Raw genomic sequence first — 12,608 nt, 5'->3', positions numbered from 1 at the left:
AGGCCCACCTTCAGAAGTTGACACACCCACGAGGACCTACAGTGGGAGACGCTGGCCGCATCGGCACCGCCTGGGAGAGGAAGGGTGTCGGGCATGGAGTTACGGCAGTTGCGCTATTTCGTGACGCTGGCCGAAGAGCTGCACTTCGGCCGCGCCGCCGCCCGCGAGCACATCGTGCAGTCGGCGCTGAGCCAACAGATCCAGCGGCTGGAACGCGAGCTCGGTGTGCGGCTCCTGGACCGCAGCACCCACCACGTCGACCTGACCCCCGCCGGGGCCGCCTTCCTCGTCGAGGCGCGCCAGATCCTCCATCACGTCAGCCGGGCCGGGCATGCCGCACGCAACGCCGCCGCGTCCGCGCCCACGCTACGCGTCGGCATCATCGACGCCGGCTACGACACCATGCCGCAGATCCTGCACGAACTCCAGGACAACCATCCCGGCATCACGATCCACCAGATCGAAGCAGGCACCCCCGAGCAGTACCGGCAACTGGCCGACGGCCGCCTCGACATAGCCATCGGACGCGCCTCCCAGACCCCGGCCGAGATGACCTCCAAACTCATCAGGCTCGATCCCCTCGGCGTGCTGGTCCCCGACGACCACCGCTTCGCCGTCCTCGACGGTGTACCCGTCGCCGCCCTCGCCGACGAACTGCTCCTGCTCGGCGAGGAATCGCAGACGCCGGAGCTCAACCAGTTCGTCCTCGCGCTGTGCCGCTCGGCCGGGTTCGAGCCCACTCTCTACGACGGCACCGTCGAGAGCTCCCGGGCTGCCGCCGACCTCGTACTCCAGCACCGCTGCGTGCACTGCGTCCCTTCCTCCTTCCGCTCCTCCAACCGGCCCGGCACCACTTGGCGGCCCCTGACCGACCCCATCACGTACTACCCCTGGTCCCTGCTGTGGCACGACGCCAACCCCTCCCCGCACATCGCCGGCGTCATAGACACCGCCCGCCACCTGGCCGAACAGCTCGACTGGCTCGAACCCGCCGCCCTGGCCACCGAACCGCCGTCCGGCGAAGACGCGCCGGCAGCCACCAGCAGCCGCAGCGACGAGGCTGTCTGACCCGCCTGGCGGGACTGGTGCGGGCGATGGTTGTTGTGGCTGGAGGTCAAAGCCGCGGATCAAGCACCACTCGACGAGTCATGAAGCGCTTCAGGCCCTTGATCACGGGCCTGCCCTCGACTTGCCAGGCATTGAACATCTGTTTAGTCTACTAAACATGTGTTCAGCATCGTCGGACCTGACCGCCCAGGCCAAGATCCGCAACGCGGCCATCGCACACTTCGCCCGGGACGGCTTCGCCAAGACCAACCTGCGCGCCGTCGCGGCCACCGCCGGAGTGAGCCCCGGCCTGGTCATCCACCATTTCGGCAGCAAGGAGAAGCTCCGGAGCGTCTGCGACGACCACGTCCTGCGCATCCTGGTCCAGCGGGCCGACAACGCCGGCCCGAGCGGCATGCAGGACCTCTTTCGTGAATACCTGTCCAACCCGGAGGAATACCGCCTCCAGGTGCAGTACATGCTGCGCGCGATCGAGGAGGACACACCCGCCGCGGGCACGTTCGTCGAGACGCTGGTGGCGGAGTCGGAGCAGGTCCTGCGGGCCGGGATCGCCGACGGCTCGATGCGGCCGTCCTGCGACGTGCGGGCGCTGGCGGTGCTGACCGTGCTCAACAGCGTGGCCACGCTGACCATGCCGCCGTCGCTGGCGCGGGCACTGGGCCACGAGCAGTTCGGGCCCGACGTGCTGCGCCGCCTCGCGCTGCCCACGCTGGAGCTCTACACCCACGGGCTGTTCACCGACGACGCCGCCCTCAACGCGGCCCGGGCCGCCCTCGACGACTCACCACAGGAAGAGGACTGACACGATGGCCATCACCCTCCCCGACCTCACGCCGCTGGAGAACACGCTCTGGCTGACCCTGGCCGGCAAAGCGCTCGACTACCAGGCCAAACACTCGATCCTGCACGACAAGACCGCATTCGACATCGTCAAGAAGCTCGACTACGACGCCGGGCAGTTCAAGCTCTCCGCCAGCCCCGTCGTGGGCATCGCGCACCGCTCCCTGGTCATGGACAACATCGTGCGGCAGTTCATCGTCAAGAATCCCGACGCCGTCGGGCTCGACCTGGGCGCCGGACTTGACACCCGCGTCTACCGCGTCGACCCGCCCGCCACCGTCGACTGGTACGACGTCGACCTGCCCGGCGTGGCCAAGACCAGGCAATTACTGCTCCCCGAGCGTCCCCACCTCCACACCATCGGCTCCGACCTCAACGACCCCCGATGGATCAGCGAAATCCCCGCCGACCGTCCCGCCGTGATCGTCGCCGACGGCCTGATCGGGTTCCTGTCCAAGGAGGAACTGGCCACCCTCCTCGACCGCCTCATCCGCCACTTCCCCGCAGGCGAGATCTGCTTCAACGGCTACACGAGGTTCCACGTCTGGGCGGCCAGGAAGTACGCCGGCACCCAGTCCGTCGTCCCCTTCCTGAGGTCTCCCGGCTTCGACACCCCGCAGGACATCGAGCGCCTGGAACCTCGCCTGAAGCTGGTACGCGAGATCCTGCTGGGCCGCGAGCCCGAGGTCGCCGACTACCCGTGGACGACCCGCCTGGCCAGCTTCCTGACGGCCTGGAGCACCTCCATCTCCCGCAAGGGCACCGCCATCCAGCACTATCGCTTCTAGAGGCTTCAGGCGGGCCCGGACAGACTGGTGACCAGATGGCTTGCTCGCGCCGCGGCATGTGATCCTGGTAGGCCGCCGTCGGCCTCACCGATGTCGACCGGCTCGGTGCCCATGCTGTTGCGTCCTACGGTCCCGGCACCGCGACCTTTCCCAGGACGAGTTGCTGTTGCCGCCCGGTGCGCCACTCGACCATCAGCACGGTGGCGTCGTCTTGGAGCCGGCCGTGCTGGTGCTGCAGGATGCTGTGGATCAGCCGGCGGAGTGTTTCCGGGGCGGAGGTGCCGTCGGCCTCGTGACGGACGATGAAGTCGATGAAGCGCTCCAGCCCGAAGGGTTGCCCGTCCGGGCTCTCAGCCTCGATGACGCCGTCGGTGTAGAAGAGCAGCCGGTCCCCGGGTTCCAACTGGTAGCGCAGCAATCCGGTGGACAGGCCCAGGCAGATGCCCATCGGCGGATCGGGCACGCTGTCCAGGGTCGCGACCTGCTGGCTTTTGCGGATCACCAAGGGCGGATGGTGCCCTCGGTTGACCCAGCTCAGCCAACCAGTCCGCAGGTCCAGATCGGCCAGGACGCCTGTGGCGAAGCGGTCGATGAACTGCTCGTCGATCGCCGCGTCGATCGCCTCGCTCGTCGCGGGCAGGTCTTTGCCTTGGCGGCGGCTGGTGCGACCGGCCCCCATGGCGATGGTGGCGGTCAGGCCGGCCGCGGTGTCGTGTCCCATCGCGTCGAAGATCGACACGCGCAGTGTGCCGCTGTCGATCGCGTAGTCGTAGGCGTCGCCGCCCACCTCGTAGGCAGGTTCCAGCGCGGCGCTGACCACCACGTCGTCATCGGCGAAGGCTCGCGGTGGGAGCAGGTTCCACAACACCTCGGCCGACAGCGTCATCGGCCGAGCGCGTACCAGGCGCGCATAGGAGTCGCTGTGCGGGCGTTTGCTGATCACCAGCAGCGAGACGAGGGAGGCCAGCCGGCCGGCCAGCAACCCCACGCTCTCCGACCCCTGCGCCACGGTCACTCCCAGGACGCCGACCCGCTCGGTGTCGCTCAGCAACGGCACCCACAGGCGCTGCGGCCCATCACCTGCCGTCGACGTCGGCGCGGTCTCGGGCGCGGCGGGATCCAGCACGTGCCGGGCCTCGACGATCTCCATATTGCGGAAGGCACGTCCTGCCATGGTGGCGTCGATCCGGATCGGTTCGAGCGGTTCGCCGAACACGTCACGCTGCCCGGTCAGCGGGACCAGCACCTGCTGCTGCAGGTCGGCTACGTAGACCATGGTCTGGGAGAAGCCCGCCGACCGTCCGTACTCGGCGACCAGGGCTGGCAGATCCTCCAGCGAGGAGAGTTGGCTGGCGCTCAGCAAGCCGCCCAGCAGCTGCTCGCCATCACCGGTCACCGCGATGCCTTCCCTGGAGGCCCTTCCCCTTGCACTAGTTCCTCTTCCCAGCTGTACGAGCTTCTCCCCCAACGTGCTGACCAGGGCTAACGCCTCTTGGTTCCGCCCTGGCGCGGGGCGCTGGTGCGCAGCGTGTGCTTGCCGGCCACCGTGCGATGGTGGCCGAGGACGTCAGGGGGCTGCCAGTGCACATCGCTGGCCCAGTTCAGGCGTTCGAACAGGCTGATGAGTGCGGCTGAGGGATCGATCTGGCGGCCGCTGCGGCCGTGCCGGGCGCAACTGGGCTCACTGTGGTGGCCGTTGTGCCAGCTTTCTCCGAAGGACAGCAGGGCCAGCGGCCACAGGTCGGTGGAGCGGTCATGACGGCGGGCTTTGTGCGGCCGCTCACCGATCATGTGGCACAGGGAGTTGACGCTCCAGGTCACGTGCTGCAGCAGGGCGATACGGATCAGGCCGGCCCAGATGAACGCGGTCAGCCCGCCGTAGAGGCTGCCGCTGATCGCCCAGCCCGCCGCGAACGGCAGGAGCAGGGAGGCGGCGCACAAGGCGGGGTAGGCGCGGGAGATCCGCAGCATGGCCGGGTCGTTGCGCAGCAGATCGGGAGCATACGTCGTGGCCGAGGTGGGTTCGCTGGAGAACAGCCGGCCCAGGTGGGCGTGGGCCAGGCCGCGCAGTCGTCCGCCGAGACCGGTGCCGTACCGGTAGGGGGAGTGCGGATCGCCGGGCCGGTCGGTGAAGGCGTGGTGGCGGCGGTGGACGGCCACCCAGTCGATCAGGTTGCCCTGGAAGCTCATCGACCCGGCCACGGCCAGGACGGCGCGGAGCCACGGACGGGCGGTGAAGGAGCGGTGGGTCAGCAGGCGGTGGAAGCCGACCGTCACCCCCAGCCCGGTCACGACGTAGAAGACGACGGCCAGGAGCAGGTCGGTGAGACTGACACCGACTCCCCACGCCAGCCAGATGCCGGCGCCAAGCGCGAGGAACGGCGCGATCACGATTGCGGCGGTCAGTGTCACCGGGGTGATACCGGCCCGCGCCGGTGTCGCAGGCCGAGGGAACGGCGAACTGCCGTCATAGCCGGCCGGGGTGAGCTCACGGGTGAGTGGTATGCCGGTCATGCGATGATCGGGAATCGGTGGCCCAGGCCGGTGATGTGCAGCAGCCGGGCCATGCGCGGCGGAACGCCGGTCAGGGCGAGCGTGATGCCCAGTGACCGGGCCCGGCCTTGAGCGCCGACCAGCACGCCCAGCCCGCCGGCGCCGCAGAAGGTCACCTGGGACAGGTCCAGGACGAGCAGGTCGGTGCTGTGGGCGAGAGTGTTGATCAGCCGCCTGCGCAGCTGAGCCGTGGTGAAGATGTCGATGTCCCCTGCCAGGTGCACGATGGTCGGCGCCGAGGCGCTCGCCTCGCCGAGTGGGGCGGTGTCGATGACGGTCATGGAAGTCTCCTGTGGAGAAGCTGGAACGCGATGAGATGCCTGCCGGCCGGAGATCGGCCCGCCGCCGGACAACGGGCGATGCCTGGACCGCTCAATCCGGCCGGCAGGCGGCACGCGGGTCACGCCAGGATCGGCCGTGCCGTGAACGAGGCCGCCTTGTGCCCGTTGACCGACCCGCCCTCGTTCTCCCAGCGGGCTGAGCCGGCCGTCGCACGCGGACCGGGGCCCGCCGGCAGGTGCGCCAGAGTGAGAATGGCGTCGGCCGTCAAGCCGGCGGTGTCCTGGGCGGTGAGCTTGAGCACGGCCTCGGCGACGCCCGCGGCGGTTCCTGACGGGATGATCAGCAGGACGACCGGCTCGCCGGACGCGAAGCTGAGAGTGATCATGCGCGGGTCGGTGTGGCGGAACCAGCCGACGCGGACCTGCCGACCGCGGGCCGGGATGCGGCGCGGGATGTTCTGCCACGCATCGCAATGCACGCCGACGCGGAGCGTGACCCGATCAAGCAGTCGGTCGACGGCGGCGATGAGACCGGGCAACTCCGCGGCGGTGTCACTGGAGTAGGGCCACCAGGCCCCGTCCACCACCGATCGACGATTCGGCACCGGGTGGAGACTGAGCCGTAGCGCGGAATCGACCCGAGGCATCGCGGACGAAGTGGGGCTGAGCGGTGCGGGCTGAGAAAGAAGTGTCGGCGTCATGGTCGCTGACCTATCCGGGCCCCTCAGAAGGGGCCTGTGGTGGTTCGCCGGGGGCGACGCAGACCTGAGTGCCAACGCTCGATAAGTCCTCGGTACCTTCAGTCTACCTCCTACTTCCGGAATCACATAATTCCGGAAGTAGACTCTGTGGATGACTTCCGGAAACTCGCCCTCGGGAATCACGGAGCCGGCCGGAGTCGCTTCCGGAAACCCGCGCCGGTCGCGGGCCGTCCCGCTCCCCGCTCCCTACGCCGCCGTCCTGGCCGACTACACCGCCGCACTTGAGCGCGCCCCGCTGGCCGACTCCACCAAGACCAAGTACACCTCCCGGCTGCGCGGCTACCTGGACTGGCTGGCCGTCCAAGCCGACGCCGCCGCCCTGGACGGCGATCCGCTCACCGATGCGGTCGCGGCTGCCGGCGCGGTACGCGACTTCCGCCGCCACCTCAAGGACGGCCGCCGCGCTCCCAACACCATCGACGCCTACCTGTCGGCCATCGACGACTTCTACGCCCGCCGCGGCCTCGGCAAGCCCCAGACCCAGCGCGAACGCGACTCCCGGCGCACCGCCCCCCGAGTCCTGGACGCCCGGCGCACCCGCCGCTACGTCCGCCACGTCCAGCTCACCGCCTCCCCGCGCGACAAAGCCGTCGCCCTGCTGCCCTACTACGCCGGACTGCGAATCTCCGAAGTCGTCGGCCTCGACCTGACCGACGTGCGCCTCTCAGCCCGCACGGGCGAACTACGCATCCGCGGACAGGGCCGCGACGGCGGCAAGATCCGCCTGCTGCCCGTCCACCCCGACCTGCGCCAGGCCCTGACCGACTGGCTGGCAACCCGCGCCGGCTGGAAGGGAGCCGGCACCCACCCAGCGCTGTTCCTCAACCAGCGCGGCGGTCGCCTGAGCGACCGCGCAGCCCGCGACATCATCACCGGCCTCGGCGACGCCGTCGGTCTGGGCGAGGACCCCACCGAGCCCTTCAGCTCGCACGTCCTGCGCCACACCTTCGCCACCCAGCTCATCCGCCACGGCACAGACCCCGTCCTGGTCGCCGACCTCCTCGGCCACGGCTCGTTGGACACCACCCGCCGCTACGGCCTGCTGACCGAAGCGGACAAGGCAGCCGCCTTGAACGCCCTGATCAGCGACCACTAGCTGTACTGACCACAGAGGTTAGGTCGAGACGACACGCGAAAAATGATCTTGTAAAGGGGTGAGGGCCTTCGGTTCGGTGTGGATTGCGACATCTACACGCCGACCAGAAAGGCCCTCATGCCGTAACGCGCCGCTGACCGAACCCGGACGCCTGCGCCTGGCCCGCTGTGCCGGCCGGCTGAACGACGGCTTGAACGCCGAGCAGACGCTGGAGCGCATCACGACCGCCCTGAGCGAGTATGCCGGGGACCACCACAGCGACGACACCGCCCTGCTGCTCCTGCGCGTACCCACTGCTGAGGAGAAGCCATGACGACCGGCCGTACCGAACCGCACCGGTGACAGGACGGGCGTCGCGACACATCAGAGAGCGGGCGCGGGGCAGAGGGCCCCCGAGAGGAGGCGTCGATGCCTTCGCAGCCGATGTCGAACGACCCGCCGCCCTTGCGGCTCAGCGTGCGCGCGGCGCCTCCGGGCCAGGTGGTGGCCGTCCACGGCGCACTGGACCTGAACACTGCCACGCACCTGGAACACGAAGTGGTCAAGGTGTGCCGGCAGCAGAACCCACCGTTAGTGATCATGGACATGTCCGGGGTGGAGTTCTGCGACTCCTCCGGGCTGAGCAGCCTGGTCCGTGTATGGAGGCAGATCGACCATGACGGCGGCGCGCTGGTCTTGATCGGCCTGCACGGCACATGTGAGCAACTGCTCCGCAGGACCGGCCTGCTGGGGCGCATATTTCCCACCCACCCCACTCTGGCGCAGGCACAGGACGCGCTGGCCCGGACACGGCAGTGATCGGCGAACCGCCATCGTCAATCCCGGAAACCAAGACGTCGGCAGGTGACCTCGCGCGTGTCGGCCGCCCCGATGGCGTTCACCCCCGCGGTGCTCACCGCAAGCCAGGCCGGCACCACGCAGGCCGCCGGGCCCGTGACGCAAATTCTCTGCTTCAACTTTCCTTTACCGAAGTCGGGAAGTGCGCCTATTTCCGACCGGTGGGGAAGTTTCCCGTGCGTGGACTCACCTCAGGAGCGCCTGTTGCGGTTGGTGCCTGCGACCTTGGCGAGGATGGCCGCGTGGTGCGCGTGCCTGATCGTCATCGGCATCGTGGCCAACTACGTGCTCGGTTTCGTGGCGACGATGCGCATCGTCGCCCTGCCGGTGGCGGTCGCCCTGTTGCTGACCGCGCTGCTGTTCCCGCTCACCCGGCGGCTGCGCGAGTCGGGGCTGCGGACGATCTACGCCACCTGGGTCACCATGCTGGTCGCGCTCGCCGTGCTGGGCGGGACGGGCTGGATCATCGGCGTGCGGGCCAATGAGGAGTTCCCCGGCCTGTTGACACAGGTCAGGCAGACGGCCAAGACGGTGGAGGGCTGGCTCTACACCGGCCCTCTGCACGTGAAGCCCGTTCAGCTCAGCGGCTGGGTGGACGAGATCGCCAAGCTGGTCACCGAGCGGCAGCAGCAGATCACCTCGACGGTTCTGGCGGGGACCGTGGTGGTGGTGGAGGCGCTGGCCTCGATCGTGCTCCTGCTGTTCGTGACGTTCTTCCTGCTCAAGGACGGTGACCAGATCTGGTCCTGGTTCCTCAAGGGGTTCGGCCGGATGGCGCCGCGGGTCGACCGGGCCGGGCGGACCGCCTGGACCACGCTGTCGCACTACGTGCAGGGCACGGTGGCCGTGGCCGCGGTGCACGGCGTGCTCATGGGTGTGGTGCTGGCCGTCATGGGAGTACCGCTGTGGGCGGCACTGGCCGTACTGATCTTCCTGGCCAGCTTCGTCCCGATCGTCGGCATCCTCTTCGCCGGCGCGGTCGCGACGCTGGTCACGCTCGGCGCGAAGGGCCCGATCTACGCGCTGATCTTCGTCGGCATCCTGATCGTCGAGCAGCAACTGGAGAACCACGTGCTCCAGCCGCTGATCGTCGGCCGGGTGCTGCACTTCCACCCGCTGGCGATCATCATCGTGCTGGCCGTCGGCGGCATCCTGGCCGGGATCGCGGGCGCGGTGGTGGCCGTGCCGATCACCGCCATCCTCTACCGGGCCGTGCCCGAACTCTTCAAGGACGACCCGCTCGCCCTCCCGGCAGGAGCGGCCCCGGAACCGCCGGCGAAGGCGGTGCCTCCCGGGAAGGAACCCGAACAGAAGGATTGACGGGCTCGGAGGCGGGCGCGAGTGGTGTCCGGGCCGTGGCGGCCTCATGCGGGACGGGCGCGCCCGATCCGTTGGCGGTGGGATGTCCCCCGCCCGTCCGAAGCTTGGCATCGACACGGGAGTGGCTTCCGTGCGTGTGGGCAGGTGAATTGCTGTCCAGGGGGCTGGAGGACGCTGCCGTGTGGGGAGGAAGTCGGCATGGCTTCGTCAGGAACAGGTGTCATCGAGCGGGCCGGCGCGGCACCGCTCATCGGCGGCCGTAAACCGGTCGCGGCGATGGTCGCGTTGTGGGTGTTCGTGCTGGTGCCGTTCGCGGCGCTGGCCGCCGCCGTGCCGGTGGCCTGGGGGTGGGGGCTGAGCTGGACCGACGTGGCGATAGCCGCCTCGGCTTACGTACTGACCGGGCTCGGCGTCACGGTGGGCTTTCACCGCCATCTCACCCATGGCGCGTTCAAGGCGGAGCGGTGGCTGCGGATCGGTCTGGCCGTAGCCGGGTCCCTGGCGGTGCAAGGCTCGGTCATCCAGTGGGTGGCCGACCACCGGCGCCATCACGCCTTCGCCGACCGTGACGGCGACCCGCACTCGCCCTGGCGTTACGGCAGCAGCGTGCGCGGCCTGGCCAAGGGGCTGCTGTTCGCGCATGTCGGCTGGATGTTCGGGCGTGACCTCACCAATCGGAAACGTTTCGCCAAGGACCTGCTCAACGACGCCGGCATCGGCCGGGTGGACCGGTTGTTCGGACCGCTGGTGGCAGCCTCGCTGCTGCTGCCGCCCGCGATCGGCCTGCTGGTCACCGGCACCTGGCGTGGCGCGCTGACCGCATTCTTCTGGGGCGCTCTGGTACGGATCGCGCTGCTGCACCACGTCACCTGGTCGATCAACTCCATCTGCCACGTCTTCGGCGAACGGCCGCTGATGACCCGCGCCGGAGACCAGGCCGCGAACTTCTGGCCACTAGCTCTCCTGTCATTCGGCGAGAGCTGGCACAACGGCCACCACGCCGACCCCACCTGCGCCCGCCACGGCGTGCTGCCCGGCCAGATCGACCTCTCCGCCCGGCTGATCCGACTGCTGGAGCGGCTCGGCTGGGCCCGCGACGTACGCTGGCCGACCCCGGCGCGCCTGGCCACACGACGCCGCGAGCCCTCCCCATGACCGGCCCCGAGGAGGTGCGGCTCAGCCTCGATCCCGACCTCGCACGTCGCGGCGCGGTGGACGGCGCGTGGTGGCCCGCCGGCTACGACGCCGGCGCGGAACTGCCCGCACTGATCGCCGCCATCGACCAGCGGCTGGAGCGGCGGGTCCTGCGCGTCGGCCTGCACGTCGACACCTGGCACAACATCCCGCATCGCATCGCCGCCCCCGGCCGCCAGGTCAGAGTGGGCTGGTTCCGCACCATCGACCCCCACCTGATCAATCTCATCATCCCGGGAATCGAACACATCAACCTGCTCGTCATCCCACCCGACACCACACCCGCAGCCGCCGAGAAGGCCCTCGACCTGGCCACCCGATGCCGAGGCCGCACCCGCTCCGGCGACATCCTCACCGCCGCAGACCACGACGGTCCCGCCGACACCGCCGCCGAGGAGGAGCAGCGCCTGGCCGGTTGGGACAACGAAGGCGGCCGGACCCGACAGCCCGCCCGCGAGGACCCCACACTCTGATCACGCGTTCGGTGGCGGGAAAGTCAGTCCCGCAGACGGACGACGATGACGACGGTCGTGCCGGCCGGGCCGGTGGTCACCGTGAGCGAGTCGCTGAGCTCGGCCATCAGCCACAGCCCGCGGCCGTGGTCACGGTCGCGGGCAGGCATCGATGCCCGCTGCTGGTAGTGGCGGGCCGGGATCCCGGGGCCATGATCGCTGATCTCGCAGCACAGCAGGCCATCGGCCTGCCACAGGCGGACCCGCCCGGACCCACCACCATGATCGAACACGTTGGCCACACCTTCGTGCACCGCCAGTTCAAAATCTTCCCGCCGAGCCGACGACAGCCCCTGCTGGGTGGCATGGGCGCTCACGCCCTTCCGCAATGCGCTCTGATCGTACGTGGCCGCGCCACCCGGCCCGGACGTACTCAGTGCCCAGGTCAGCAGCGGGTCTCGGCATTCCGGCGGCGGCCCGAACATCCCGCTCACCGGTCACGCCCGCTCATCGCCGGTCACCGGGGGCGACCGGCTGCCCTCCGAGGGAGCTGCCATCTGAACGCGCCGCACGCCCGCCCCCTCGTCGCGACATGTCGACAGCGGTCGGAACATCAGACGACGGAGGGGCCGCGACGGTCGGCACGGGCAATGGAATGGCCGACGGCGCCTTGGACATCATGGTCCCTTCGATGGCGCGATCAGCGTGACTTGCGAGAGCGACGACAACCGCAGTGCGATCAGATCCTGACTCGCGACACCCCTACCCCTGCGGCTAAGGGGGAAACGGCCCAGGGGTCCGGCTGCTGGCGACGCCCTTGCTCCCCATCGACAAGCCTCCTCCATCCATGAGATCGCCAAGCCCACTCGAAGAGGCTCAAGCGGGCGCGGGGCAGAGCGCCTCCCGAGAGGAGGCGTCGATGCCTTCGCAGCCGATGTCGAACGACCCGCCGCCCTTGCGGCTCAGCATGCGCGCGGCGCCTCCGGGCCAGGTGGTGGCCGTCCACGGCGCACTGGACCTGAACACTGCCACGCACCTGGAACACGAAGTGGTCAAGGTGTGCCGGCAGCAGAACCCACCGCTAGTCATCATGGACATGTCCGGGGTGGAGTTCTGCGACTCCTCCGGACTGAGCAGCCTGGTCCGGGCATGGAGGCAGATCGACCATGACGGCGGCGCGCTGGCCTTGATCGGCCTGCACGGCACATGTGAACAACTGCTCCGCAGGACCGGCCTGCTGGGGCGCATATTTCCCACCCACCCCACTCTGGCGCAGGCACAGGACGCGCTGGCCCGAACACGGCAGTGATCGGCGAACCACCACCGTCAACCCCGGAAACCAAGACGTTGACAGGTGACCTCGTGGTGGCTCGCGGACTTCGCCGAAGCCCGCATGGGGTCCTTGCGTCTGCCGACGA

The 12,608-nt window shown here is 69.3% G+C and carries 15 protein-coding genes; 10 read left to right on the top strand and 5 right to left on the bottom strand.

Annotation, left to right across the window (positions count from 1 at the left end):
* The first annotated feature begins 93 nt into the window (after positions 1-93).
* From ACWCSD_RS03910 to ACWCSD_RS03900, 3 genes are all read left to right on the top strand, one after another.
* Positions 94-1,068 (top strand): LysR family transcriptional regulator, encoded by a 975-nt coding sequence (locus tag ACWCSD_RS03910; protein WP_449912942.1) that lies wholly within the window; start codon positions 94-96, stop codon positions 1,066-1,068.
* A gap of 157 nt (positions 1,069-1,225) precedes the next feature.
* On the top strand, positions 1,226-1,870 hold the full coding sequence (locus ACWCSD_RS03905) for a TetR family transcriptional regulator (RefSeq protein WP_449912941.1): 645 nt from the start codon (positions 1,226-1,228) through the stop codon (positions 1,868-1,870).
* Positions 1,871-1,874: 4 nt separating this feature from the next.
* On the top strand, positions 1,875-2,696 hold the full coding sequence (locus tag ACWCSD_RS03900) for a class I SAM-dependent methyltransferase (protein WP_449912940.1): 822 nt from the start codon (positions 1,875-1,877) through the stop codon (positions 2,694-2,696).
* Between the two features lie 124 nt (positions 2,697-2,820).
* Here ACWCSD_RS03900 and ACWCSD_RS03895 read toward each other — a convergent pair whose 3' ends face one another.
* From ACWCSD_RS03895 to ACWCSD_RS03880, 4 genes are all read right to left on the bottom strand, one after another.
* The gene (locus ACWCSD_RS03895; RefSeq protein ID WP_449912938.1) at positions 2,821-4,092 is read right to left on the bottom strand and encodes a PP2C family protein-serine/threonine phosphatase; all 1,272 of its coding nucleotides are present in this window, start codon (positions 4,090-4,092) and stop codon (positions 2,821-2,823) included.
* A gap of 86 nt (positions 4,093-4,178) precedes the next feature.
* Positions 4,179-5,108, bottom strand: coding sequence for an acyl-CoA desaturase (locus tag ACWCSD_RS03890; RefSeq protein WP_397155804.1), 930 nt, complete (start codon positions 5,106-5,108; stop codon positions 4,179-4,181).
* Between the two features lie 98 nt (positions 5,109-5,206).
* The gene (locus tag ACWCSD_RS03885) at positions 5,207-5,530 is read right to left on the bottom strand and encodes an STAS domain-containing protein (protein ID WP_352360947.1); all 324 of its coding nucleotides are present in this window, start codon (positions 5,528-5,530) and stop codon (positions 5,207-5,209) included.
* A gap of 119 nt (positions 5,531-5,649) precedes the next feature.
* Positions 5,650-6,231 carry a DUF5994 family protein gene (locus ACWCSD_RS03880; protein ID WP_449912933.1) on the bottom strand — a complete coding sequence of 194 codons (582 nt, stop codon included), beginning with the start codon at positions 6,229-6,231 and terminating at the stop codon, positions 5,650-5,652.
* Positions 6,232-6,382: 151 nt separating this feature from the next.
* Between ACWCSD_RS03880 and ACWCSD_RS03875 the strand changes: the two genes are divergently transcribed.
* The 6 genes from ACWCSD_RS03875 (at position 6,383) to ACWCSD_RS03850 (ending at position 11,211) form a co-directional block, all read left to right on the top strand.
* The gene (locus ACWCSD_RS03875; protein ID WP_449912930.1) at positions 6,383-7,387 is read left to right on the top strand and encodes a tyrosine-type recombinase/integrase; all 1,005 of its coding nucleotides are present in this window, start codon (positions 6,383-6,385) and stop codon (positions 7,385-7,387) included.
* A 190-nt stretch (positions 7,388-7,577) separates the two neighbouring features.
* On the top strand, positions 7,578-7,700 hold the full coding sequence (locus ACWCSD_RS03870) for a hypothetical protein (protein WP_352321808.1): 123 nt from the start codon (positions 7,578-7,580) through the stop codon (positions 7,698-7,700).
* Between the two features lie 95 nt (positions 7,701-7,795).
* The gene (locus tag ACWCSD_RS03865) at positions 7,796-8,185 is read left to right on the top strand and encodes an STAS domain-containing protein (RefSeq protein ID WP_352360942.1); all 390 of its coding nucleotides are present in this window, start codon (positions 7,796-7,798) and stop codon (positions 8,183-8,185) included.
* A 273-nt stretch (positions 8,186-8,458) separates the two neighbouring features.
* Positions 8,459-9,544 (top strand): AI-2E family transporter, encoded by a 1,086-nt coding sequence (locus ACWCSD_RS03860; protein ID WP_352360940.1) that lies wholly within the window; start codon positions 8,459-8,461, stop codon positions 9,542-9,544.
* Between the two features lie 198 nt (positions 9,545-9,742).
* Positions 9,743-10,699 carry an acyl-CoA desaturase gene (locus ACWCSD_RS03855; RefSeq protein WP_449912926.1) on the top strand — a complete coding sequence of 319 codons (957 nt, stop codon included), beginning with the start codon at positions 9,743-9,745 and terminating at the stop codon, positions 10,697-10,699.
* Complete coding sequence (locus ACWCSD_RS03850) at positions 10,696-11,211, top strand: DUF5994 family protein (RefSeq protein WP_449912923.1); 516 nt, start codon at positions 10,696-10,698, stop codon at positions 11,209-11,211. Before ACWCSD_RS03855 ends, ACWCSD_RS03850 begins: the two co-directional genes overlap by 4 nt.
* A gap of 23 nt (positions 11,212-11,234) precedes the next feature.
* Here the strand turns inward: ACWCSD_RS03850 and ACWCSD_RS03845 are convergent, their stop codons facing one another.
* Positions 11,235-11,675: an ATP-binding protein gene (locus ACWCSD_RS03845; RefSeq protein ID WP_352361107.1), complete on the bottom strand. Its 441-nt coding sequence runs from the start codon at positions 11,673-11,675 to the stop codon at positions 11,235-11,237.
* A 434-nt stretch (positions 11,676-12,109) separates the two neighbouring features.
* Between ACWCSD_RS03845 and ACWCSD_RS03840 the strand changes: the two genes are divergently transcribed.
* Positions 12,110-12,499: an STAS domain-containing protein gene (locus ACWCSD_RS03840; RefSeq protein WP_449912922.1), complete on the top strand. Its 390-nt coding sequence runs from the start codon at positions 12,110-12,112 to the stop codon at positions 12,497-12,499.
* Positions 12,500-12,608: the final 109 nt, after the last annotated feature.

The sequence above is a fragment of the Nonomuraea sp. NPDC001684 genome, assembly GCF_053596515.1.
This window is presented reverse-complemented; position numbering and strand designations above follow the sequence as displayed.

Coding starts and splice junctions, on each gene's coding strand:
- ACWCSD_RS03860 (WP_352360940.1), top strand. CDS start 8,459: ATGGCCGCGTGGTGCGCGTGCCTGATCGTCATCGGCATCGTGGCCAAC.
- ACWCSD_RS03880 (WP_449912933.1), bottom strand. CDS start 6,231: ATGACGCCGACACTTCTTTCTCAGCCCGCACCGCTCAGCCCCACTTCG.
- ACWCSD_RS03885 (WP_352360947.1), bottom strand. CDS start 5,530: ATGACCGTCATCGACACCGCCCCACTCGGCGAGGCGAGCGCCTCGGCG.
- ACWCSD_RS03850 (WP_449912923.1), top strand. CDS start 10,696: ATGACCGGCCCCGAGGAGGTGCGGCTCAGCCTCGATCCCGACCTCGCA.
- ACWCSD_RS03910 (WP_449912942.1), top strand. CDS start 94: ATGGAGTTACGGCAGTTGCGCTATTTCGTGACGCTGGCCGAAGAGCTG.
- ACWCSD_RS03865 (WP_352360942.1), top strand. CDS start 7,796: ATGCCTTCGCAGCCGATGTCGAACGACCCGCCGCCCTTGCGGCTCAGC.
- ACWCSD_RS03845 (WP_352361107.1), bottom strand. CDS start 11,675: ATGTTCGGGCCGCCGCCGGAATGCCGAGACCCGCTGCTGACCTGGGCA.
- ACWCSD_RS03900 (WP_449912940.1), top strand. CDS start 1,875: ATGGCCATCACCCTCCCCGACCTCACGCCGCTGGAGAACACGCTCTGG.
- ACWCSD_RS03905 (WP_449912941.1), top strand. CDS start 1,226: ATGTGTTCAGCATCGTCGGACCTGACCGCCCAGGCCAAGATCCGCAAC.
- ACWCSD_RS03840 (WP_449912922.1), top strand. CDS start 12,110: ATGCCTTCGCAGCCGATGTCGAACGACCCGCCGCCCTTGCGGCTCAGC.
- ACWCSD_RS03875 (WP_449912930.1), top strand. CDS start 6,383: ATGACTTCCGGAAACTCGCCCTCGGGAATCACGGAGCCGGCCGGAGTC.
- ACWCSD_RS03855 (WP_449912926.1), top strand. CDS start 9,743: ATGGCTTCGTCAGGAACAGGTGTCATCGAGCGGGCCGGCGCGGCACCG.